This window comes from Catenulispora sp. EB89 (assembly GCF_041261445.1).
GTDB lineage: Bacteria > Actinomycetota > Actinomycetes > Streptomycetales > Catenulisporaceae > Catenulispora.
Genome location: NZ_JBGCCU010000017.1, coordinates 197277 through 220747, shown reverse-complemented (window position 1 = coordinate 220747; position 23471 = coordinate 197277). Strand labels below are relative to the sequence as shown.

At 67.9% G+C, this 23471-nt stretch carries 24 protein-coding genes; 20 read left to right on the top strand and 4 right to left on the bottom strand.

What is annotated here, in order from left to right:
* Positions 1-261: 261 nt before the first annotated feature.
* A complete protein-coding gene (locus tag ABH920_RS31765) occupies positions 262-516 on the top strand; it encodes a hypothetical protein (protein WP_370352886.1) in 255 nt (84 codons plus the stop codon).
* A gap of 45 nt (positions 517-561) precedes the next feature.
* Here the strand turns inward: ABH920_RS31765 and ABH920_RS31760 are convergent, their stop codons facing one another.
* Complete coding sequence (locus ABH920_RS31760) at positions 562-1416, bottom strand: hypothetical protein (RefSeq protein ID WP_370352884.1); 855 nt, start codon at positions 1414-1416, stop codon at positions 562-564.
* Positions 1417-2064: 648 nt separating this feature from the next.
* On the opposite strand from ABH920_RS31760, the gene ABH920_RS31755 reads away from it, so the two are divergent.
* The 4 genes from ABH920_RS31755 (at position 2065) to ABH920_RS31740 (ending at position 4267) form a co-directional block, all read left to right on the top strand.
* A complete protein-coding gene (locus tag ABH920_RS31755) occupies positions 2065-2565 on the top strand; it encodes a WhiB family transcriptional regulator (protein ID WP_370352883.1) in 501 nt (166 codons plus the stop codon).
* A 95-nt stretch (positions 2566-2660) separates the two neighbouring features.
* Positions 2661-3071, top strand: a complete 411-nt coding sequence (locus tag ABH920_RS31750) for a hypothetical protein (RefSeq protein ID WP_370352882.1) — start codon at positions 2661-2663, stop codon at positions 3069-3071.
* A 128-nt stretch (positions 3072-3199) separates the two neighbouring features.
* A complete protein-coding gene (locus tag ABH920_RS31745; protein WP_370352881.1) occupies positions 3200-3808 on the top strand; it encodes a phage tail protein in 609 nt (202 codons plus the stop codon).
* Positions 3809-3973: 165 nt separating this feature from the next.
* Positions 3974-4267, top strand: a complete 294-nt coding sequence (locus ABH920_RS31740; RefSeq protein WP_370352880.1) for a hypothetical protein — start codon at positions 3974-3976, stop codon at positions 4265-4267.
* A 35-nt stretch (positions 4268-4302) separates the two neighbouring features.
* Here the strand turns inward: ABH920_RS31740 and ABH920_RS31735 are convergent, their stop codons facing one another.
* Positions 4303-4491, bottom strand: a complete 189-nt coding sequence (locus ABH920_RS31735) for a hypothetical protein (protein WP_370352879.1) — start codon at positions 4489-4491, stop codon at positions 4303-4305.
* Positions 4492-4521: 30 nt separating this feature from the next.
* Between ABH920_RS31735 and ABH920_RS31730 the strand changes: the two genes are divergently transcribed.
* The 11 genes from ABH920_RS31730 to ABH920_RS31680 all read left to right on the top strand — a co-directional run bounded on the left by ABH920_RS31730 (position 4522) and on the right by ABH920_RS31680 (position 13648).
* A complete protein-coding gene (locus ABH920_RS31730) occupies positions 4522-4671 on the top strand; it encodes a hypothetical protein (protein ID WP_370352878.1) in 150 nt (49 codons plus the stop codon).
* 66 nt (positions 4672-4737) lie between these two features.
* Complete coding sequence (locus tag ABH920_RS31725; protein WP_370352877.1) at positions 4738-5364, top strand: hypothetical protein; 627 nt, start codon at positions 4738-4740, stop codon at positions 5362-5364.
* A 47-nt stretch (positions 5365-5411) separates the two neighbouring features.
* Positions 5412-6530: a hypothetical protein gene (locus ABH920_RS31720; protein WP_370352876.1), complete on the top strand. Its 1119-nt coding sequence runs from the start codon at positions 5412-5414 to the stop codon at positions 6528-6530.
* Positions 6531-6772: 242 nt separating this feature from the next.
* Positions 6773-7660, top strand: a complete 888-nt coding sequence (locus tag ABH920_RS31715; RefSeq protein ID WP_370352875.1) for a phage tail protein — start codon at positions 6773-6775, stop codon at positions 7658-7660.
* A 67-nt stretch (positions 7661-7727) separates the two neighbouring features.
* Entirely contained in the window at positions 7728-8828 is a 1101-nt protein-coding gene (locus tag ABH920_RS31710; RefSeq protein ID WP_370352874.1) for a hypothetical protein, read from the top strand.
* Positions 8821-9222 carry a hypothetical protein gene (locus ABH920_RS31705; protein ID WP_370352873.1) on the top strand — a complete coding sequence of 134 codons (402 nt, stop codon included), beginning with the start codon at positions 8821-8823 and terminating at the stop codon, positions 9220-9222. The genes ABH920_RS31710 and ABH920_RS31705 overlap by 8 nt, the downstream gene beginning before the upstream one ends.
* Positions 9223-9294: 72 nt before the next feature.
* A complete protein-coding gene (locus tag ABH920_RS31700; protein WP_370352872.1) occupies positions 9295-10584 on the top strand; it encodes a hypothetical protein in 1290 nt (429 codons plus the stop codon).
* Between the two features lie 83 nt (positions 10585-10667).
* The gene (locus ABH920_RS31695) at positions 10668-11954 is read left to right on the top strand and encodes a hypothetical protein (RefSeq protein WP_370352871.1); all 1287 of its coding nucleotides are present in this window, start codon (positions 10668-10670) and stop codon (positions 11952-11954) included.
* A gap of 56 nt (positions 11955-12010) precedes the next feature.
* Entirely contained in the window at positions 12011-12301 is a 291-nt protein-coding gene (locus tag ABH920_RS31690) for a hypothetical protein (protein WP_370352870.1), read from the top strand.
* A 1-nt stretch (position 12302) separates the two neighbouring features.
* Complete coding sequence (locus ABH920_RS31685; protein WP_370352869.1) at positions 12303-13196, top strand: N-acetylmuramoyl-L-alanine amidase; 894 nt, start codon at positions 12303-12305, stop codon at positions 13194-13196.
* Positions 13197-13198: 2 nt separating this feature from the next.
* Positions 13199-13648: a hypothetical protein gene (locus ABH920_RS31680; protein WP_370352868.1), complete on the top strand. Its 450-nt coding sequence runs from the start codon at positions 13199-13201 to the stop codon at positions 13646-13648.
* A 74-nt stretch (positions 13649-13722) separates the two neighbouring features.
* On the opposite strand, the gene ABH920_RS31675 is transcribed toward ABH920_RS31680, so the two are convergent.
* The gene (locus ABH920_RS31675; RefSeq protein WP_370352867.1) at positions 13723-14514 is read right to left on the bottom strand and encodes a hypothetical protein; all 792 of its coding nucleotides are present in this window, start codon (positions 14512-14514) and stop codon (positions 13723-13725) included.
* On the bottom strand, positions 14511-15407 hold the full coding sequence (locus tag ABH920_RS31670; protein ID WP_370352866.1) for a helix-turn-helix domain-containing protein: 897 nt from the start codon (positions 15405-15407) through the stop codon (positions 14511-14513). The genes ABH920_RS31675 and ABH920_RS31670 overlap by 4 nt, the downstream gene beginning before the upstream one ends.
* A gap of 232 nt (positions 15408-15639) precedes the next feature.
* Between ABH920_RS31670 and ABH920_RS31665 the strand changes: the two genes are divergently transcribed.
* The 4 genes from ABH920_RS31665 to ABH920_RS31650 all read left to right on the top strand — a co-directional run bounded on the left by ABH920_RS31665 (position 15640) and on the right by ABH920_RS31650 (position 23382).
* Positions 15640-15873, top strand: coding sequence for a hypothetical protein (locus ABH920_RS31665; RefSeq protein WP_370352865.1), 234 nt, complete (start codon positions 15640-15642; stop codon positions 15871-15873).
* A 570-nt stretch (positions 15874-16443) separates the two neighbouring features.
* Entirely contained in the window at positions 16444-16788 is a 345-nt protein-coding gene (locus ABH920_RS31660) for a CU044_2847 family protein (protein WP_370352864.1), read from the top strand.
* Positions 16788-22484 carry a pentapeptide repeat-containing protein gene (locus ABH920_RS31655; RefSeq protein WP_370352921.1) on the top strand — a complete coding sequence of 1899 codons (5697 nt, stop codon included), beginning with the start codon at positions 16788-16790 and terminating at the stop codon, positions 22482-22484. The genes ABH920_RS31660 and ABH920_RS31655 overlap by 1 nt, the downstream gene beginning before the upstream one ends.
* Before the next feature lie 283 nt (positions 22485-22767).
* Complete coding sequence (locus ABH920_RS31650) at positions 22768-23382, top strand: HD family hydrolase (RefSeq protein ID WP_370352862.1); 615 nt, start codon at positions 22768-22770, stop codon at positions 23380-23382.
* Positions 23383-23471 lie beyond the last annotated feature (89 nt).

The following is a 23471-nucleotide window of genomic DNA, read 5'->3' as shown; positions in this document are numbered from 1 at the left end:
GCACAACCATGCCGAATCCTTAATTTTCACAGCATCCTGAAGTAGGATGCGCCGGACCGATGGGCCCGGCGGGGGCGCGGCGGGCCGCGGCCCCGTTCCCCTTGCGGCCGATTGATCCGAGACGCATCCTTGTGGACAGGTCTAGCCGTTGGGGCGCGATCTGCGCCGGGGGGCGAAGAAGGATCACACGTCGACGACGCTGGATACTAGGGGCCTCACACGATGGAAGTTGTTCGGGGAACGGAATTCCGGGATGTCGCCATGCCGGACGACGCCGGGGCGGCGGCCGCCGCCGACCGGCGGATGGCCGACGCGGTGGCGGCGTCGTGTGCCAGGAACGGCGCCGATCTGAACGACGACGCCGCGCACGCCGGGTTCACCGCCGCGCTGGTGACTCTGACCGGGATGTTCAAGGGCTACCTGGCGAACGAGCTGGTGGATCAGGACTCGTACGATCTGGTCGTGGCCACGGTGGCCGCGCTGGTGCAGGCCGGCGACGTCATCCGGCAGGACTAGGCACGGCAGGACCGGACACGCACGGCAGGACCGGACCGGGCCGGGTCAGTCGCGGAGCCCCCCGAGCCGGACGCGCGTGGCTCTGCGCAGCGCCGGGAGGGCCTGGACGTCCGCGAGACGGAACAGGCGCGTTGCGGCGCCGGCGTTCGTCGAGGCCGCCGCCGAAGCCGCCGCCGACGCCGAACTCGATGACGAGTTCGATGATGACGACGTCGGCACCGGCGCGATCTTCGCTCTGCGCACCGCGCTGTCCAGCGTCCGGTACGGGATGCCGGTCATCGCCGCGAGCTCCTTCAGACTCACCAGCGCGCCGCCGTCGACGCCGGGGATGATGCCGGAGTCCCGGACGAGGTCGAAGCGGCGCCAGCGGCCCGGCGCCGGATCGCACTCCGGGGTGGAGCAGACCAGCACGTGCCCCCGGCCGTCCGGTGCGACGGCCGTCTCCGGGAGCAGGCTCGCCTGGTCGCAGGTGGGGCAGCGGCGAGAGCGTTCGCCGTACGCGCCGGCCAGGGTCCTGGCGTAGCGGCCGTGCTCCCTGCGGCACGTCATCGCCACCGTGTCGCCGACTTCCTCGGGGACCTCGTCGAGGTGTTCGGCGAGGAAGGCGAACCCCGCCTGCAGGGTCTGGACCGGCACGTTCACCGTGGCCGCCGCCGGGTCGGCCAGGGCCTGCCGCATGGTGTCGATCTCGTCGAGCACCACCTCGTAGGACTGCACCAGGCAGTCCAGGATCGTCACGTCCAGTGGTGCCGAACCGTGGACGGGAGCCTTGCGGCCGCCTCCGGTCCGTTCGGAATCCCGTGCCGATCCGCGTCCCGACGCTCCGGTCTCCAGAGCGTGTTGGAGCCGATCGGCTGCCCGCGCGGCTTCCCGCACGATGCGCCCCCGTTCCTCGATCACGTACCTCATCTCCTGTGTCACCGAAGGTGTCATCGGATCCGCTCCCGCCGCGGTGCCGCCGGCTGTGTGCGTTCCCGACAGTTTGACAGTGCCCTCATTCACTCTTCATGGTCCCGGACCTGTGGGTCCGCGCGCCACCGAACCTGCCGGCGGCCCGCGTGGCGATGGCCACGCCTGCTCTGGCGTGCCCTCGGGTCAGCCAAATCAAACATCAGTTCGAATTGATTTGAAGCATATGCCGAGGCGGGCTTCGAGGGCCACCGTTCAGGCCTTGGCTGGCCGCATCCGGCCGTGCGCCTCGGCGCCGCCGTCATCGACCCCTGATCCGGGCCGATCGCAGGTCGGACCCTGTGGATAACTAAACGCTTGCGCCGCCGTGGTCGGAGGATGCAACATTCCTGACGATAAGTTGTTCTCGGTGTGGCCGCAGGGCCCCGGAGCAACGAGACCCTCGAGCCCGACGATCGTCGACCTGTTCCCAGGTGCGGTCGCCGGGCTTTCGTCTTCCCACGCCCCGCCGGCCACGCGCCGCGCGGCGTCGGGAGCCCGGCCCTGTGTGGTCGTCATCTGATTCCCCGAATTCCCGCGAAGGGGTGGCTGCTTGTTCTCGACTCGTATGACGTTCTCGCGCTGATGGAAGTTGCCGATGTGGACGTCGCAAATCAGTCACCGATCGATGACGGACCCGAAGCCCAGGCGGCGCGTCGGCGCGCGTTGGAGCAGGCGCTGGTCGGGGTCCGGACCGCACGCCGCCGCCGGCCGCCCGAGCCGGCGGCGGCGGTGACGGTCCAGCCACCGCCCGAACCTTCTGAAACCGTTGCCGCTGAACCTGGAGACCCTGGTGATCCGGGCGACGGCGGCGACGCTTGGCCCGCGGTCTCGACCCTGCCCTGGATCGTGCAGGCCGCTTGTCAGGGGGCTGATCCGACGCTGTTCTTCGGCCCGGATGTCCTCAGCACCGACGGCCGCCGCGAGCGGATCGCCGAGCGCCGCCGCCGGGAGGCCGAGGCGATGGCCTTCTGCGCTGACTGCCCGGTCCGTGCCCGGTGCGCCGAGCACGCCTTGTCCCTGCCCGAGGCCCACGGGGTCTGGGGCGGGATGGGCGAGATGGAGCGGCTGGCGCTGCTTCGCCGCGCCGTCGTCGCCTGACCGTCGCGGTTCCCGAAATCCCCTGCCCCGGCTTCGTGCCGCGCTCTCGTGCCGCGGCCTCGTGCCCAAGACCTGCAACGAAAGGAGTGATCCGGATGACCACCTCACCTCCGAGCAGCCTGCCCGACGTCGAACTCGTCGTCATCGACTGGCTCAAGAACACGGCGTCGGCGCCGTGGACCACCGTCGACCGCGTCCCGCCGAGCGGATTCGACGGCACCCAGGCGGTGGTGCTCGTCTCCCGGATGGGCGGCGCCTGGATCGACACGACCTACGAGGACGTCCCGATCATCCAGCTGGAGTGCTACGGGTCGACCAAGCTCATCGCGATGACCGTGGCCATGGCCGCCCGGGCGCGGCTGCTGGCGATCGACGGCTTCGTCGACGGCGGCGCGACCGTCGTGATGGTGACCGAGTGCGACGGTCCGCGCTGGCTGCCGGACTACCTGCACAACGGTGCCAACCGCTACGTCTCGATGACGCAGCTCAACCTGCGCATGGCCTGAGCGCCGCCACTGCGCCTCCCGCGCGCCGCCGCCGCTTTCCGCGGACGCGGGCCCACGACACCGGCGGGCCGTCCGGTACCGACCGGGTGAGGTAACCCTCAACAGACAAGTCAAAGGAGAGATGGTCCATGCCTGGAACCAACCCGAGCCAGATCCGCGTGGCCGGCCACGGTCACGTCTTCGTCGCCCCGCTGGGCACCGCCGCGCCGGCGGACACCACCACCGCGTGGGGCGCGGCCTGGCACGACCTGGGCTACACCGACAACACCGGGGTGAAGTTCAGCAAGAAGGACAAGCTCGACAAGATCGACTCGTGGCAGACCGCGTCCGCGGTGCGCCACGTGTTCTCGGCGCGCGAGCTGACCCTGAAGTTCTCGATGATCCAGATCAACACCGACACCCTGCCGTTCTTCTTCGGCGGCAACCCGACCGCCAACGCGGTGACCAACATCGGCACCGGCACCCCGCCGGCCCCGCTGTGGTCCTACGCCGTGCAGACCACCCCGGACCTGGACGAGCGCATGCTCGGCATCGAGTTCACCGACACCGTCCAGGGCTCCGGCGGCGGCGCGGTGAAGTACCGCATCATCGTCAACCGCGGCTCGGTCACCGACACCGACGACCTGTCCCTGGTCAACAACGGCTCGATCAAGCTCGGTGTGACCTTCGAGGCGATGGAGGTCAACGACGCCACGCCGCTGGCGACCTGGCTGATGAACGACCCGGCGCTGTCGTAGTCGGCCGCGCGACCCAGCCGCGCGCTCCAAGCACCGAACGCGCCGACCGGACCGGCGGCCGGGGCTCCTTCACGGGAGCCGCGGCCGCCGTCCGCTCGGCGCGCCCCGTTTCTCAGAACCCATATTCACCCGCTTCCACACCCGCTCGTCCCGAAGGAGACATCCATGACAACGTTCGATGTCAACGCGGCGCGCGCCCAGCGCCTCGAGGCCGCCGGCGGCCACACCTGGCCCTTCACCCTCGACACCGAGACCTTCACCCTGCCGCGCGAGCTGCCCCGGGCAACCGCCCGCGCCATGGCCGCCACCGACGACAACGACATCGACGCGATGCTGCGCCTGCTGCTCGGTGACGTCCAGTACGAGCGCTTCGCCCGCCACGACCTGACCGTCCAGGACATCGCGGCGATCCTCACCGCCTACGGCGAGCAGACGGGCCTGTCCCTGGGGGAAGGCTGAGCCTCGGCGTCCTGGTCGAGGACCACGCCGAGGCGCTAGAAGCCGACCTGCTCCGGCACTACCGGGTCGACCTGCTCGACTGGTACCGCGGCGACCTGTCCTCCCGCCGCCTGTCCATCCTGATCCGCCACCTCCCCACCGACAGCGCCCTGGCCCGCGAACTGCACGGCGAGGGCGCCGAGTGGAGCGTCGCGGAGTACCTGCTCGCCGCCGCGGTCGACCACCTGGCCATCGGCAACTGGATGTTCTCGGCGGTGAACCGGGACGAGGACAGCCCCATGCCGGAGGCGCCGGAGCCGGTTCCGCGACCGGGGGAGGCGGAAGCCGCGCCCGAAGCCGCCGGCGAGGCCGTGGAATCGGCGAGGGCACCGTCGCTGCCGGAGATCGCCAGGTTCTTCGCATGAGTTCGCCGCGGCCGGACTCTTCGCGACTCACAGACATCCGCGTTCGTTCCTCAAGGAGGTGTCGCCATGGCTGACGACGGCGGTGACGGTTACACGGCGATCGTCAATGATCTCAACATGTTGTGGGGCGCCATAAGACGTGACGGCGCCGCGTGGAGCAGGGTGCTCGCCTCCGCCAAGAGTGCCTCGACGACGACCGGCAGCCTGTCGAACACGGCCGTCGGCATGGACAACACGGTCTCGGCGGTCTACACGCAGTTCCAGGCTGTCAGCATCGGCGGGAGCGCCTTCAAGTTCGACATCAACGACTGGCTCGCCGACCGCAAGTCGCGGCTCGCGACCGGCGGCACGAAGGGCGGCCTGGGAAAGATCACCGGCGGCAAGAAGGTCGCGGAGAAGGCGGAGGACGTCTACAAGGCCGTTTTCCCGCACGGCACGGACCTGGTCAACGAGCTCTATGTCTCGGTGCACGGGTCGCCGGGCGGTCTGGAATCCGAGACCCGGCGGGTCCGTGACATGGCCACGGAGACCCGAGGCAAGGTCGCCAGTATCCAGCGGACTCTCGAGCGGCTGCCGAGGACCATGACGCAGGCCCGCAGCGACGCCGGGCGGTGGTCGTCGAAGAACGCTGCCGAGATCAAGGCGCTCAAGGACGAGGTCACAGCGCTGAACAAAGAGCTCGGCAGCAGCTGACCGCCCTCGCCGATGAGACCCCGAACCAAGTGGAGTGGAGATGAACCATGGCTACGTTGAACGCGAGTCTCAACACGGCGATCGCGAGACTCGGAACCTTCAGCACCAGGACGTCCGAGGCCGCCCGCTCGGCCCGAGAACTCGCCACCGGCACGGCGGCCGCCGAGCGGGAGGTGAAGAAGTCCGGTGAGACGGCGGCCACCGGCGGCGGCCTGTTCACCAAGCTCAAGGCCGGCCTCGGGCTGTCCGAGGAGGGCATGAAGGGCCTGAACGGGGCGATGAAGGCCAACGCGTTCGGCCTGCTGCTGACGCTGCTCTCGCCGCTCATCCAGAAGTTCACCGACATGATCATGAACTCCAAGGCGGTGCAGGCCGCGATCCAGATCGCGTTCAAGATCATCGGAGACACGATCAGTACCGTCTCCAAGTTCGTCAAGGGCGTGTTCGACCTCGTCTGGCCCTATGTCTGGGGCCTGTTCAAGTCGGTCATCGGCAACATCGTGACCGAGGTGAAGTCCGGGTTCGAGATCGTGAAGAACCTGATCATGATCCCGATGAACTACGTCAAGGGCGAGATCAAGGTCACCTGGGACATCATCTCCGGGATCTTCAACGTCGCGATGGACCTGCTCACCGGCAAGACGGGCAAGGCCTGGACCGACATCAAGAACATGATCAGCAGCGTGATCAACGACGTGGCCGGCACGCTGCGCTCGGTGTGGAACGGGCTGGCCGGGATCGCCAAGGCGGCGTTCGAGGGCGTGCTGGCCGCGGTCCGGGATCCGATCAACGCCATCATCGGGCTCGTCAACATGGCCATCGACGGGCTGAACTCGGTCCACATCTCGATCCCGTCCTGGATCCCCGGCATCGGCGGGAAGTCCTTCGGGGTCCACATCCCGCACATCCCGACGCTGGCCGACGGCGGCATCGTGCTGCCGCGTCCGGGCGGGACGCTGGCCCTGATCGGCGAGGGCGGGCAGTCCGAGGCGGTGCTCCCGCTGTCAAAGCTGTCCGCGATGCTCGGCGGGCAGCGCGGGCCGGTGCTCGGGGCGGCGGGCGCCGGGGGCGGCGGGTTCACCGTCACGAACTACTACGAGTCCAACAGCGGTTCGGCGCGGCGCACCGCCGAGGAGCTGATGTTCCTGGCCAAGGCGCGCGGCTGAGGGCTGAAGCAGAGGGCTGATACAGGGGGCTGATACAGAGGCCCATCGTTGGTGCCCGCCAGCCCCGCCCTGCCTCGCCCCGCCCCGCCTCGCCCCGTCCCAAAAAATCGCCGGCGCCCCGCCCCCGCGCGCAGCGGCGCCGGTCCGGGTGCCCCCGCACCCGCCGCCGTGCCCGGCCTCCCTGCCCTCCAGGCCGGGCACGGCCCATCTCAGATTCCTGACACATCTCCAGGGAGATCCGCATGTCCGTCATGCTCACAGATCCGCCCGCCCTGAACGCTGACGGGCAGATCGGCTACAACGGCCTCGTCTTCGGCTCGGGCACCTCCTATGTCATCGCCGAGACCGGCATCACCGGCTGGGAGGACCTCCCCGGCTTCGACACCGCCGACTCGCCGCGCTCCGGGGACCACGGCTCCTGGCCCGGCCCCCGCTACGCGCAGCCGCGCGTCATCACCGCCACCGTGTGGCTCGCGCCGGCGGCCCGTACCGACACCTCCGCGCTCACCGCGCTGCGCGGCGCGACCGGCATCGACCTGGACGAGCGGTGGCTCACCGTGCAGCTCCACGGCGAGACGCTGATCAGCGCGGTCCGGATCAACCAGCGGGCGATCCCGACCGACCGCCAGTACGTGCTCTACGGCGTGACCAAGGCGAGCCTGCAGTTCATCGCGACCGACCCGCGCCGCTACACCCTCACGCTCCAGACCCTGGCGACCAACGTCCCGCAGCCGGAGACCGGCATCGTGTGGCCGCTGACCTGGCCGCTGTCCTGGGGCACGGCCGGGTCCAGCGGCAACCTGCAGGTCACGAACGTCGGCAACGCCGCCACGCACCCGGTCGTCACCTTCACCGGACCGTGCACCGATCCGCAGCTGGCGAACGTCGACACCGGCCAGATGATCGGCTACGACCTGGTCCTCGCCGCCACCGACGTGCTGACCGTGGACACCGGCAGCGGCCAGGTGCTGCTCAACGGCGCCGCCGACCGCCGGTACGCGGCGATGCCGAACGCGACGCTGGAGGAGGCCTTCGTCCTGCCGCCCGGATCCACCACCCTCGCCTTCCGTCCCTCGGCCGGTGCGCCGCCCGCGTCGGCGCAGGTCGCGTGGCGTTCGGCGTACATGTAGCCGACCGGCGCCCCGACACTACCCCGACACGCCCCGACACCGCATCGACACCCTCGAAGGAGGCCGCATGAACGACTCCACCTACCGGGTGATCTTCGCCGATGTCAGCACCGACCAGACCATCGACGTCCTCCCGGTCGACGACGTCGAGTTCGACGACTACATCGGCAAGCCCGGATCCCTGTCCGGCACGGTCCCGATCCCCAACACCGACCTCGGCGCGCGGGCCGCGCGGCTCATCGAGGGCCGCACCGCGGTGTACCTCGCGCGCGGCAACGACCTGTGGTGGGGCGGGCTGCTGTGGACGATGACGCCCCAGTGCGACGACACCGGCGTCATCACCTGCGCGATCCAGGCCGCCACGTTCGACTCCTACGCCGCCCACCGCTACATCCGCGCCGACCTCGGCTACACCGCGGTCGACTCGCTCCAGGTGGTGCGCGACCTCTGGCAGTACGTGCAGTCGGCGCCCAACGGGAACATCGGGCTCTCGTTCGGGACCGAGACCTCCGGCGCGGTGATCAGCCCGTCCTGGCGCGACGGCGACGAGACCCTGGTCGACGACGCCATCACCCAGCTGGCCGGCGCGACCCCGGGCTTCGAGTACTGCGTCAGCGTCTACCGCGACCCGGACTCCGGGAGCCGCGTGCGGCTGCTCAGGCTCGGCTCGCCGACCATCACGACCGGCGCGACGCCGCTGATCGTCGACAAGCCCGGCACCATCCTCACCTACGCGTTCCCGCGCGACGCCACCCGCGCCGCCACCGCGACCCGGGCCCGCGGCGGCTCGGTCCCGGCGTCCGACGGGTCCGGGCAGGACGTGCCGCTGGTGTCCAGCGTGCACAGCGTCAGCGTGCCCGGGTTCCTGGAGCTCGACGCCAGCGCCGACTACAACGACGTCACCGACCAGCCGACGCTGGAGAACCTGGCGCAGGCGAACCTGGCCGCGGCCGGCACCTCGGTGGTCGTGCCCTCGCTGACCGTCCAGCTCGACGGCTCGTTCGGCCCGCAGCTGCTGGGCGCCACCGTCCGGGTGCGCATCAACGACCACTGGTTCCAGCCGCCGCTGGACCAGACCTACCGGATCGTCGGCTTCCACGTGCTGCCCGCGCAGCGCGGCCGCCCGGACACCGTCGACCTGTTTCTGGACGGAGGCTCCGATGCCTAACCTGCCCGAGGACATCATCGACCGGATCCGGCAGATCGAGCGCAAGCTGCAACGCACGGCGACCGCCGCGGCCACCTCGGCGGCGGTGGTGCCCTGGCAGAACCTGCCGCTGGCCGCCGGATTCACGACCCAGACCACCACACCGCAGTACCGGATCCAGGGTCCGGTGGTGTTCGTGCGCGGCGACCTGACGGCCACCGGCGGCAGCCTCGCCGAGGGCGCGGTGGTCGCGCATCTGCCGTCCGGTGCCAGGCCCGCGCTCCAGCAGGTCATCACGGTGGCCACGCCCAACACCACGGCGTCGCGCGTCGACGTCGACACCGACGGCAGCGTCGTCTACCACGGGCCGAACGCCGCGTGGATCGCGTTCAACTTCGTCGTCGCGCTGGGCTGAGGGCCGGGAGGCCGGTTCTCCGGCGGCTCCTCAATCAGGCTTCTTATGTACGTCAGGAAGGAAGGGATAGCCGTGGCTATTCACAGTGCGTGGCTGGAGCTGACCGGTCAGAGCCGTGCGGACACCAGGCTGGCCACGTCGGTCGGGATGGCTCCGGCCGGGGTACTGACCTCTCGCTCCGGTGTGGTCCCCGACGGCGGGTTCGCGCTGCAGTCGGTGGCGGCGATGCAGTGTCAGATCATGCCGGGGCGGGCGTTCGTCCAGGGCGTGGTGGCGCAGGGCGGATACCAGATCGCCTCGGACGCGCCGGTGGTGTTGACGGTTCCCGACGGTGATCCGCAGTACGGCCGGATCGACGTCATCGCTCTGGAGATCCAGGACCAGCAGTTCGACAGCTCGGGGCAGACCCAGGCGGCCGTGGTGCTGATCAAGGGGACGCCGACGGCCACGCCGGTGGCTCCGGTGGTTCCGCCGGCGGCTCTCGGACTGTTCCAGATCAGCGTGCCGTCGAAGACGTCGGCCGGTACCACCGGCGTGGCGTGGTCGACGGCGGTCACGGATCTGCGCGTCTACACCTCGGGTCTGGGCGGGATCGTGCCTTCCGGGACGACGCCGTGGACGCCGCCGATGGCGGGCCAGTACGCGGACCTGAACGGCGAGTTGCAGCGGTGGAACGGTGCTGCGTGGACGCCGGTGTACGACGCGATGACCAGTGGCGGCAATCTGCCTCCGGTCACTTCGACCACGCGGCCGTCGAACGCCCCGGCGGGCAAGCTGGTGTACGAGACGGACAGCGGTGCTGTCGCGCTGTGGAACGGCACGAACTGGCGTCATCAGCCGGGGCTGATCGCGGCCCAGACGGTGGCCACCGCGACACCGTCGATCACGTTCACCGGGATTCCGCAGGTCTACCGGGATCTGCGGCTGGTGATCAGCGCGAAGTCCGACGGTACGACCTCGACCACTGGATGGGACACCGTCCTCATGCAGTTCAACGGCAACACCACCGCGAACTACAACTGGATCTCGTACTGGGCCACGCAGGGCGGGACCAGCATGACGTGCCAAAGCGGGTGGCAGGCGCCGTGGATGCTGTGCGGCAAGTCCTGGAACAACCACTACCCGACGCAGGGCCGAGGCGTCTCGACGATCGACATCCCCAACTACGCCGATCCCGTCGGGGCCAAGAACTTCGTGGGTCTGACGTCGGCGACCGACGGCGGAGTCGCCGGTCTTCTCCAGTCCTTCTCCGGGACGCTCTCGCCGAGCGGCAGCGGCAACAACATCACGTCGATCACGCTGACCATGGACGTGGGCAACTTCCTGCCGGACTCCACTTTCACGCTCTACGGGCTGGGCTGAGCGTCGCCCTCGGCGCCGCTGGCGCCGCCGGCAGGCCCGTTCGTCAGGATTCTTATACATCATCGAGAAACAAGGGGATAGTTGTGGTCATTCACAGTGCCTGGCTGGCGTCGACCGGTCAGAGCCGGGTCGACACCCGGCTGGCGACGTCGGTCGGGATGGCTCCGACGGGCGCGCTCGTCTCCCGGTCCGGCGTCGTGCCGGACGGCGGGTTCGGGTTGCAGTCGGTGGCGGCGATGCAGTGCCAGATCATGCAGGGGCGCGCCTTCGTCCAGGGGGTGGCGGCGCAGGGCGGGTATCAGGTCGCTTCCGACGCGCCGGTGGCGCTGACCGTTCCGGACGGAGATCCGCAGTACAACCGGATCGACATCATCGCTCTGGAGATCCAGGACCAGCAGTTCGACAGCTCGGGGCAGACCCAGGCGATCGTGGTGCTGATCAAGGGGACGCCCGCGGCCACGCCGGCGGCTCCCGTGGTTCCGCCGGCGGCTCTCGCGCTGTTCCAGATCAGCGTGCCGTCGAAGACGTCAGCCGGGACCAATGGCGTGGCGTGGTCGACGGCTGTGACAGACCTGCGGGTGTACACCTCGGGTCTGGGCGGGATCGTCCCTTCCGGGACGACGCCGTGGACGCCGCCGATGGCCGGGCAGTACTCGGATCTGAACGGCGAACTCCAGCGATGGAACGGCGCCGCGTGGACTCCGGTGTACGACCCGATGGCCACCGGCGGGAATCTACCCCCGGTCACCTCGACCACGCGGCCGTCGAACGCCCCGGCCGGCAAGCTGGTCTACGAGACGGACAGCGGCGCCGTCGCGCTGTGGAACGGCACGAACTGGCGGCACCAGCCGGGGCTGATCGCGGCCCAGACGGTCACGACGGCGACGCCGTCGATCACGTTCAGCGCGATCCCGCAGGTCTACCGCGACCTGCGGCTGGTGATCAGCGCGAAGTCCGACGGTACGGCCGCGACCGCTGGATGGGACAGCGCGTACATGCGCTGGAACGGCGCCGCCGACAGCATGTACCTCTGGAACACGTACTACCTGGCGCAGGGCGGGACGGCCGTCGGCGTCGCGAACACCAACCAGGTGACGAGTGCGCAGTGCGCCGCGGTCTGGAACAGCCACTGGCCGACCCAGGGCAGAGGCATCGCGACGATCGACATCCCCGAGTACGCCGACCCCACCACGCTCAAGGCCTTCACCGGGACGTCGATGGCGACCGACGGCGGCACCGCCGGGGTGCTCCAGACGTACGGCGGGGGGTACATGACCACGACGCCCGTCCCCATCACCTCGCTCACGGTCTACCTCCCCGGGAGCAACTTCCTGCCCGACTCCACCTTCAAGCTCTACGGGCTGGGGTGATCCCCGCGGAGCCGACGGAGGGAGCACCCGAACCACCTTCGACCCACGGGACATCCATGAACGTTGAAGCCATCACCGCGACAGCCTCCTCGCTGTGCATCACCGGCGCCGCCATCGGCGCCGGTTTTCGTTGGGCCAGCCGGTTCTCGCACGTCATGCACGTCGTGGAGGCCCGCTCCAAACAGCTCGAAACCAACGGCGGGCAGTCGCTGCGCGACGACGTCCGCGAGATCCGCGCGGCGGTAGACGCGCACACCCACGAGTTCGCCGCGATCCACCAGACGGTCGGCGCGCTGGCCGTCCTGGTCGCGGGCCAAGCCGCGCACCACTTCGACGAAGGGGGCTGACATGGCCCGATTCCCCAAGGCGACCTGGCGCGGCCCGGTCCCGAACCTGACGCCCGGCGGCATGTCCGCGCACCGCGGCCTGGTGCTGCACATCCAGGAGGGCACCGAGTCCGGCACGGACGCCTGGTTCCACAACCCGGCCTCGCAGGTCTCCGCGCACTTCGGCAACCCGAAGTCGGGCCCGCTGGACCAGTGGGTCGACACCGACGACCGGGCCTGGGCCGAGGTCGACGGCAATCCGGAGTGGATCTCGGTCGAGAACGAAGGCAACTCCGGCGACGTCCTGACCGCCTCGCAACTGGAGAACGCGGCCCAGCTGTTCGCCTGGATCCACACCACCTACGGCGTCCCGCTCCAGCCCTCGGACAGCACCGTGCCCGGCCTGACCGGCCACGGCCTCGGCGGCCAGGCCTGGGGCGGCCACCTGGACTGCCCCGGCCAACCGATCCTGGACCAGCGTCCGCAGATCATCGCCCGCGCGGCGCAGATCGCCGGCGGCGCGCCGACGCCCAAGCCGCCGACACCGAACCCGCCGACACCCGCACCGCCGACCCACCCGTCGTCACCCCTTTTCGGAGGCAATCCCGTGGCCACCATCCCCTCCAGCATCGGCCAGTTCTGGCCGGAGATCGCCGGCCAGTTCCCGGCGAACCAGAACTTCGACAACGAGACCGCCCTGATCTGGGCCGACGGCGGCGCCCGAGCCGCGGCCCTGTACGCCAAGCAGGCCCGCGACGCCGTCACCGCCCTGGCCGGACGCGTCGGCGCCCCGCCGGCCGTCGACATCAACGCCCTCGCCGCCGCCCTGGCCCCGCACCTGGCCGGCGGCGCCAATGCTCAGCAGATCGCCCAGGCGGTGGCCCAGCACCTCGGCGCCGACCTGGCGAAGGGCTGACGATGTCGAGCCTGACGACGCTGGAATCGGGGCTCACGAAGGACTTCCGCCGCTATCACCTGGCCGCTCAGGCGCTCCGGCTGCTCGGCGGATCGGTGTCGACGTTCCTGGTGGAACTCGCCGCCGACGGCACGCACGGCTGGAGCACCAAGGCGCTGATCGCGGCTGCGGTCGGCGCCGTGTGGACGACGGCGCGGGTGCAGTGGCCGACGCTGCCCTGGAGCTTGGTGAGCGGGCACTTGCAGGCCGCCAAGGCTTCGGAGGCGGCGGCTGTTGCCGCTGGCCAGGGCGGTGCTGCGCCAGGCAGCGCTGCGCCGGACAACGCCACTCAGGGCACTGTCACTCAAGGCAATGTCATTCCGATCAATGCGGCTCAGACCAACGCCGCTCAGACCAGTGCCGCTCAGGACAATGCCGGCGCCGACGCCGCGACCTGTGGCCCCGGCGCCTGATCCACCTCGCCGTCATCGCCCCGGCACACAGATTCGTTCTGTGTGCCGGGGCCTTTTTTGCGTTTGCCGGTCAGCTAGCTCCAGCAGACCCAGGGGCGGCCGTTGCGCACGCCGAGGAAGCAGGAGAGCCCGATCCGCGTGCCCTTGATCTGCTTGGCGACGCCGTGCAGGGCGGTGGCGTCGATCACCACGAGGTCGCCGGGGGCGACGGCGAGGACCACGTCGGGCGCGGGGACCAGGGACCGGTCGGTGCCGTATCCGCTGCCGTCGGCCTGCCAGGACGCCAGCTGCTCCTCGGTCGGCCGCAGGTTCCAGATCTGGAGTTCGCCGCCGACCTCGGGCGCCCGGAGGTAGATGTTGGCGGCGAGCTGCGCGTCGAGTTCGAGGCCCAGGGGCAGCCCGGGCGCGTCGCGGGCCAGCCGGTCGTTGTGCGGCAGCAGTTCGGTGCCCTCCGGGAAGACCCGGCCGATGCCGGCGAACATCTCGCGGTCGACGATGCGGGCCCGTTCCAGCCCGAACTCCTTTTCCAGCATCAGCCAGAGCTGGTCCAGCGGCGACTGGTGCGGCGCGCAGGCGGCGCGGATCTCGTTCATCAGCATGTCCGCGCGGCGGAGGTACTCCTCCAGGGCCGCCTCGTTGGTGCTGCCGTCGTCGTCGTGGGTCTCCCAGTGGCTCTCGCCGACCCGCACGAGCTCCGGCGTGTTGCGGTACCGGGACAGGCTCCAGTGCCTCGCGAGGCTGTCGCCGATCTCCACGGCCGTCCCGGCGGACACGAAGCCGCGGACCCGGACGGCGGAGACGTCGCCGGCCACCAGACGGTCCACGTGCTCTTGGCGGATCTCCGCGACGTCCAGGACAGCGTTCACAGGGCATCTCCAGCGGAACGGTGGCGCGCGATCAGGCTTTTGATGAGCGTTCGGCTGTCGTCCGGGCTCAGGGCGAGCTCGGCTTGCCGGTTGAAGAGGCTTTCGAAGTGTTCGACGTTGACCGCCTGCTCGAGGAAGGGGTTGCCCTGGATGCCCTCGACGTAGCACACCTTCGGCATCTGGATCTCGTCGTTCTCCAGCAAGGTGTAGGCCGGTGCGTACATGCCGGGGTAGTAGCCGACGGTCCGAGCCAGGATCTGGAGACGGATGTTCGGCTTCGCGCAGACGGTGTAGAGGTGCTCGAGTTGCTCGAGCAGCGTCCCGTCACCCGGCTCGCCGATAGGCCGGTGCAGCATGTTCTCGTCGATCACGGCATGGACGAGTTCGACGGCGCCCGGACCCGTCAGCCGCTCCTGCCGGCGCAGCCGCGCCTGGACCCGCGCCGCGACCGTGTCCGGGTCGAAGTCCACGGCGCTGGTCGCCGTGGCGTACCGCGGCGTCTGCAGCAGACCGGGCAGGACGATGGCTTCGAAGGTCCTGATCCGCGCGGCGACACTCTCGAGCTCGATGAAGACGTTGTACTGGTCGTCGATGTTCGGATACCCGTGCCACCACTGGTCCTCGGTGGCGGGCCGCCGGGATTCGCGGGCCTGCTGCAGCAGGACCACGGTCGTCGCCTCGTCGGCGCCGTAGAGCGCGCACAGGTCGCTGACGTCCCGGGGATTGACCGGGAGCTTCCCGGTCTCGATCCGGCTGATCTTCGCCGCCGACATCGGATTGCGCACCTGCAGCTCGCGGACGACGTCCTCGATGGTCCTGCCACTGCGCTCCCGCAGGTCGCGCAGCGCGCCACCCAGCTTCCAGCGCAGCAGCCTGGGTGTCTCTCCTGCCATCGCGCGCCTCTCGACCAGGGCCCCGGAGCAGTGTGCACGTGTGCGATGCATTCGCGCCATGCACTTGCATTTCGACCTTACGCGATGGACATTATCAGTAGTCGCAGATGAAAGCACGGCCCCGAACCCCAAGGCCGGCACGAATCTGGAGCGATGAGTTCGGGCCGGTGCAGCCACACCGGCCCGAGCTGGGAAAGCGTCCGCGCCCGTCAAGGAACGAAAGGACCCTTCCATGAACCAAGCTAGCAAGCCCCGGGGCCCCGGTCACTGGGTGATCTGTCCCCTCTGTGACGGCACCGGCCGCAACGGCCCGCTCCGCGCCGTCTGCAACCTGTGCTGGGTCACCGGCGTCATCCCCTGGTGGCGCTACGAGCACCTCCTCAACGACCACGAGCGCAGGCACCGCACCTCTCGCGCACAGGAGCCCGACGGCCCGCCGCCGGAGGCGCTTGATCTCGCGGCTTGAGGGGCCGCGCAGTTTTCATGACCCCGTCGCGGCCCTCGCGGATTGGCGCAGTCGGTGGACGACGGATGCGGCGGGTTCGCGGGGGCTGGTCGGCGGCTGTTCGTGACTGTCGGCCGAAGACAGCTGGGCCGCAGCGAGCGTCGTGCCGCAGGACGGAAGCAGCAGACGCCGGGGCTCAAGCCTGAAAGTCGCAAAGGCCTGTCTGTGAACACCAGTCAGGAGCTTGAGCCAGTCGCTGCGGAGCGTACCGTCCGGAGGAATTCCGGCAATGGAACCGATACGGACTGGCACGGAAGCCGAGTGGCGATTCCTTGTGCACTTTCGAGAAATGCTCTAATTGGGCCGCCCTCTAGCGAACCGACACTCGACACCAGATCAAAGACTGTACAAGGCACATCGTTCGCACACGCAGGACTGGTGGCTTGGCGGCCGCCGCCGAACATGGCCTGGTTGCATTCTTGGGATTTCGAGCGAGAGTGGTCAAGATCTCGAGAGTGACATCGTGCCGTTCGCACATCTCGATTTCCCCACAACCGCTCGCGCTCGCAGCTGGATCAGTACACTGCGATTGTGGTCAACATCCTGCAAATCCCGCTGGACGGCGGCGGCGAGCTCCTGGTTGAGTCTGTGGATTCAGGCGCCGGAGATCTCGGGCTTGCGTCTCCGAACGGCGACCGTACCTTTGCCGTGGCAAGCCAGTCCCTCGAACGTTCCCTTGACGAGATCACGCCCGCATTGCATACGGTGGCGAGGCGCCTGCGCGCCATTGCCCCTCAGGAGTACACCGTCGAGTTCGGGCTGACCTTGGCCGCAGAGGCTGGACTCATCGTCGCGAAGGGCAGCGTTGAGGCGCACTTCACCGTCACGTTGAAATGGAAGTCGGAGGAGCACGCAGATCGTTCCTCGACCACGTGATGGCTGCTCATTCGAACACAGAAGGCTCCATCGTTCATGTACGCGCTCACGGCGGCAAGAGCGCCGGCGTCGGGGTGATGGTGAGCCTGAACGAATTCGTTACGTGCGCACATGTGGTGAATGTCGCGATGGGACTGGATCCGCGGTCACAGTCTATACCGCGTGGTCTCGTTGAAGTCGCCTTCCCGCTGCGCAGTGCGCAGCCGTCCGGGATTGTGTTGGCCTCGGTCACGTTGTGGAGGCCACCGCCGCAAGAAGGTGTCGACAGCGGAGACTTGGCCCGTCTGCGGATCCGCTCAGATGTCCGTCCCGAACCCGTTCCCGCCCGACTCTTCCCGGACCCGGTGAGATCAGGGCTGAAGGCCCTGGTATTCGGTTTTCCGACCAAGCCTGCGCGCCCGGGTGGGGCTTGGGCCGAGGTGGTGGTGCGGAACCGTGTTGGTGGTGGACGTCTGCAAGTCGACAGTGCGCATGACTCCGCTGTGCGTATTCAACCGGGGTTCAGTGGGAGTCCCGTCATCGATATGGCCAGCGGGTATGTGCTGGGAATCGTCTCAGCCGCGCCTTCGGCCGCATCCGGCGAGCGCGATGCCTACGCGATCTCGGTGCAGGAATTGTCCACACTGGTGAGCAGCCGCGACCTCCACCTTCCTGACGCGTTCAGTGTGCTGGCTTCGGGCATTCGCCGAGCGCCGGTCGACACGGTGAATGTGCTCCATGTGTCGGACACGCTGTTCGGATCGCCGAGGAAGCACGGCGGTAGCGACGGAGCGCTCGAGGCCGACACCGACGTTCTCTTCGACGGTCTCCTTGCAGACCTCGCGGACACGGTTTCCTATACCGGCGTAAATCCGGATTTGGTTGTCGTCGCGGGCAACCTGGCTGCGAGCGGGAAGCCGTCGGAGTTCTCAGCGGCTGGGCGCTCCCTCTCCAAACTCGGCGTCGCTGTCGGGCTGCCCCGGGATCGAATGATCATTGTTCCCGGGAGTCAGGATGTGAATCGCTCGGACTGTGCCGCATATCATCTGAGGCAGGAGGGGAACGAGAAAACGCCACTTCCCCCGTTCTGGCCGAAGTGGGAGAAATTCGACGCGATGTTCCGCGAATTCTATCGCGACCGGGACGGCACCAGTTTCACGCCTGACGAGCCCTGGACCCTGTTCGAGATACCGGACTTGTGTGTCGTGGTCGCCGGGTTCAACTCGACCATCGCTGAATGTCATCAGAACCAAGACCGTAATGGCTTCATCGGTAGTGCGCAAATGCAGTGGTTCGCCGAGCGGCTGGTGCGGTACCGGGACGAAGGATGGCTTCGGCTGGCGACTGTCCATCACAATTTGCGGGGAGCGGCTGACCCGTTCGGTGAGAACTTGCATGACGCATCCGATCTCGAAAGGATGTTCGGCGAGGAGGACTCCCAGGGCCGGCGGCTGATTCAGGTGCTGTTCCACGGGCGCGGTACCGACGGGTGTGCGCGAGTACTGCCGTCGGGAATCGCGGCAATATCATCCGGGGCCTCGGCCATGGTCAAGGGGCCATTCGCGGATGTCCATCCTCAGCAGTACCAGCTGGTGGAAATCAACCGCGACGGCATTACACAGCATGGCAGGATTTACAACCATCGCCACGGGCAGTGGACGGGCGATATGGAGGTGTCCGAGTCACGCTCCAGCTGGCAGGTGCAGAGCAGTCATCAATTGTCCGACTCGGTCGCGGTCTTCGCAGACCCGGAAGCGCAATTGGGCTGGGGAACAGCGCTGGATATGCGGAATTCGGAATCCGCGGTGCGGCCGACCGCCATGGACGGCCTGCTGGAACAGGTCCGCGAAGTCACGGCGATGCTGCACCAGCATGCTTCGATAGTGGTGTGTACCCGTGACGGCCGCGACCGGTATCTGCGGGTCACCTCGAAGCTGGCCGACGAGGCGTGTGAGCAGTGGGCCGTCGGCGTCGTGGAAGGCGTCCCGGACAGGGCGAGCATCGATGGTTTCGTTCGGAATGTCCATGACCACTTCGCGGCCGCGGACCCGGGCACCCCGTCGAAGCTTGTGTATTTCGGGGAGCCGGCCGCTCCCGACCTGGTCCACACTGCGATTTCCAGCGGCGTCCGACTGATCCGCTTCATCGAGTACCAGGGCATTGCCGACCTGTCGGCGTTCGACAAACAGCAGAGGCGCAGGCTGGCGACCGACCAGCGCTATCCGTCACGGCTTTACGTCCCGCAACGCTTCTTGGAGGACAACAGGAGTCATACACGCGCCGTCAAGGAAGACCTGCTCGAACGCGTACTGGGCTGGCTCGCCGATGAGCAGGCGATGTTCATCATGGTGCTGGGCGACTTCGGACGGGGTAAGACCTTCCTCCTCAACGAGTTGTGCCGTCGCATGCCTGACCGCCTCCCGAGCCTGCAGCCGATACTCGTCGAGCTGCGCCATCTGGAGAAGCGGCCCAGCCTCGACGAGTTGCTTTCCCAGCATCTGGTTCGCATGGGTGAGCGGCAGATCGATCTGGAGAAGCTGAGATACCTCGTGCGCAGCGGCCGGATAGCCCTCTTGTTCGACGGCTTCGACGAGCTTGTGCTGAGAATCAGCTACGACAACGCCGCACTGCACCTCCGGTCCCTGATCGACGCCGCAAGCGGACAAGCCAAGATCGTTCTGACCAGCCGCACGCAACATTTCCGCTCCGAGCAACAGGTGCGCACTGCGCTCGGCGAGCGTGTCATCGGCAGGGACGTCAGCCGGGTCGTCGAGCTCGCCGACTTCAGCGACGATCAGATCCACGACTACCTCGTCAAGTACTTCGGCGGAGACGTGGACGCGGCAGCCGAACGCTACACGCTTCTTCAGGACATCAAGGATTTGTTGGGGCTTTCGCACAACCCCAGGATGCTGTCGTTCATCGTCGGACTCGACATCGAGCGTCTGCGGGAGATCCGGAACGCGAAGGGGCGAATCAGCGCGGCCGACCTCTATCAGGAACTGATAGCCAGATGGCTGGCGTACGAGGCCGAGCGTCAGCACCATGACGGGGGTCTGCCGTCGTTCAGCGACGGGGATCGACGACAGGCCTGCGAGGCGCTGGCTGTGGCCCTCTGGTCGTCGCCCACAGGCGTGATCACGTTGACGGACCTGTCGATGGAGGTTTCGCACGCTCTCGTTCGCATGTTCGACTACGGGTACAGCTCGGATCAAGCGACACAAGCGATCGGATCGGGAAGCCTCCTGGTTCGGACGGCGGACGACGAGTTCGATTTCGTTCATCGATCGGTGATGGAGTGGCTGGTCGCGGATGCGGCGGCGCGGTTCCTGAAAGCAGGCGTCTCGGCCGATGTGCTGTCAGTCCAGCCGCTCTCGCCGTTGATGATCGATTTTCTCGGCGATCTCGCCGGGACGGAACTGGTGATGGCTTGGGCGGAGAGGACCGTCCAGGACGGCCGAGCCCCGGCGCCGGCCCGGCAGAACGCCGCCGCCATCATCCTGCGGCTGAGTCAGAACATGAATGTGCGAGTGAATCTGGCGGGCATCGACCTGCGGGGGCTGGACTTGTCCTCGACGAACTTGCGAGGTGCTGATCTGCAGCTGGCTGATTTCCGCGGCATGCGGTTGGTCGACCTGGACCTTCAGGACGCTGATCTGCGGGGAGCCGATTTCACCGGCGCGTGGATGATCAAGGGCAGCCTTACGGGGACGAGTCTGACCGGCAGCCGATGGGAGCGTGCCGCGCTCGTCGGGGTGGCTGGCATCGAAGACAGGCCGGACGCGGTCGAACTCCGGTCGGCCGCTGTGGTGGGCCGGGACGCCGCGACTCCGGCGCGGCCGGCGGGCGGTCGGGCCCGCAGTGTCGCGGGTGATTTGGGTGTCAATGGCCTGGTTGCAGTGAGCCGACATCAATCGGTCGAGATCGTTGACACCGTTTCTGCCCAGACGCTGCGGGTCCTCACCGGTCATACCGCTCCGGTGTTGGCCGTAGCCGTATCGCGTGACGGTCGGCTCGTGGCCTCTGCATCCGCAGATCACTCAGTTCGCGTCTGGACGATGACCGGTGAGCTGCAAGCAACGTTCACCGGGCACTCTGCCGCGGTGACCGCCGTGACGTTCACACACAACGGTGCCCTTGTCGCAACCGGGTCGGCGGATGGGTCGGTCCGCTTCTGGAGCGTAGGAGGCGGGTCGCTGTCCGAGCTTCGACTCGGTCAGAGGGGAGCGGTGACCGCGATGGCCTTCTCTGCTGACGACGACTATCTGGTCTTTGCCACGGCACAGGGGATTGTCTCAGTGCTGGACGCCCGCAATGGCGGGCAGACGTTGCTGGGTGAGCATCCGGCTGCTGTGACCTGCGTTGCGATGTCTTCGGACGGCCAGATCGTCGCCACCGGGTGCAAGGACGGTATCGCACGGCTTTGGGAAAGGTCCGGCGCACAATTGGCGGCGGTACCTTATCTGGATGCCTCGGTGGAGGCTGTTGCGTTTTCCCAGGAGGGAAACCTCGTGGCCGTCACGGTCGGTGCGGGGCGGACTCGGGTTTGCGATGCCCACCGGGGTGTGGTTGTCGCCGATGTCCCCCAGGGCGCCGTCGGGGTCGCACTGGCGTCGAACGCCCAGGCGGTCGCCCTGGTCCTGCCGGGCGGCGAGCTCGCGACGTGGCAGGGCGCGGGGGAGTTCCAACTCGTCGACAGCCATCGCGCCGAACCGATCTCATCAGTGGCCTTCGCGCCGGACGGCCGGCTCATTGCGACAACCGGGGACCGGGTATGGGCCTGGGACACCAGAACTGGCCAGGCCACGGTGATGAGGTCGGACGAGGGTTCAGCCGGTTCCGGCGCAATCCTCACTAGCGACGGTCGTTGGGTGGCACTTCAGGATTCCAGCGGGGCGGCTCACATCTGGAGCACCGCTCCGGCAAGGCGCGTCATCACTGTCCGCAATGCCGGCCGGCTCAGAAGCCTCGCGGTGTCTCGGGACGGCACCATGCTGGCCACAACGAGCTGGAACGGCCCGAGCCGGCTGTGGAGCGTCCTCGACGGCCGTGAAATCGCCACGCTCACCACATACGAGTCCAGCAGGGTCGCGTTCGCTCCCGACGGACAGCTGGCCGTCACTGGGTTCAAGGACGGAAGCGTGTCGCTCTACAACCAGTCGGGATTCTCGTCGGGGTACAGCCATCAGGCCGTCGACAGCGTCGCGTTCACGTCGGACGGGGCGCGAATGGCCAGCGCCTCCCGCAACGGTTCGGTGCGTATCTGGGACACGCGTGGTCGCTCGTTGCGCAAAGAGTTCCGGGCCAGTGCGACGGTTGGGGTCGTGTTCTCCCCGGATGGTGGCCTGATCGCGACCGTGTCCTCTGAGTCGATGCGCGTCTGGGACTGTGTTACGGGCCGGTGCCGTCTCTCGCTCTCGGACTCCGCGGGTCTCGTCACTGGCGGGGCGTTCAGTGCTGACGGTACACAGATCGCGACCTCGGCGATGGATGGGTCGATCCGTCTGTGGGATGCTTCAGGCCGACTTCTCGCCACGTTCGTCGTATATCCCACCGGCACGGCTGTCCTCTTGCCGGACGGCTCGTACAAAGTACAGGGCGATGTCGGCGAAGGTCTCTGGTGGGCGGTCAAGTTGTGCAGATTCCGTCCCGGCGAGATCGACAGATTCTACCCGAATATCAAACTACTCGCAGCGGACGAGCCGATTTTGTCTTGATGCGTTCGAAGCCCTCGAGATCGGTGCCCAGGGGCGGCATCCTGGGTCGATTCGCTCGTTGCCGGTCGGTCGTCTCAGGATGGTGGATGCTTGTGTGTGCTCGCGGGGAGAAATTCCCGTCCTGTTACATCCCGTCCACGTCAGGCGTTTCAGGGTTTGATCTGACCCCCTTTGGTCGACCACGGTGCTACCTTGAGTGTTCGGCAGGTAACTCGGCTTCCGGCGATGCGGGCAGGCAGGCCGCGCTCCTGGACGTAGGGCGAGATATGGGCGGTGGGGCCGCGTGACGGACCGTGCGAGCGAGAAGATCCTGAATGACCTTCCCGAAGAGCTGGTGGTGCTGCTCGGTTTCGAGCCTCTGAAGGATGTCGAGCGCCAGAACCCTCTGTTTTCGGGAGAGCGCAAGGAACGGGTCGCCGAGCACTCCTGGCAATTGGCTGTAGCTGCGTTGCTATTGGCTGAATATTCGCCCGAGCCCATCGACGTCGCCAAGGCCGCATTGCTCGCTGTGCTGCACGATGCGGCCGAGGCGTTCGTCGGCGACACCTTCGCCTATGACGCTGTCGCGATCGTGGGCAAGAAAGACCGCGAGGTTGCGGCGATGCGCGAACTGCGCGCACGGCATCCGAACAACGCGGCAGTGGGCAGGCTTGTGGATCTGTGGTCGGAGTACGAGGCCCAGACCACTCCCGAGGCGCGTTTCGTGAAGGGTATGGACACACTGTGTCCGATTGTCCTGAACTTCAGCAACGTCGAGCGTTCCTCGTGGGTGGAGCACGGCGTTCGCGCCGACGACGTGCGGAGCAGGCTCAAGCGGGTTCGCGACACCATCGGTGCTCTCGCGGCGGTCTGCGACCAGATGATCGACCAGGCCGAGAGCGACCGGCATCTGGGTTGACCGGGTATCTGTGGTCTGATTTGATGCGCTGAAAACCGTATCGTCACACTCAGTGCCGTCTTGTGCGTGGTGCGCCGCCGAAGGGGGGT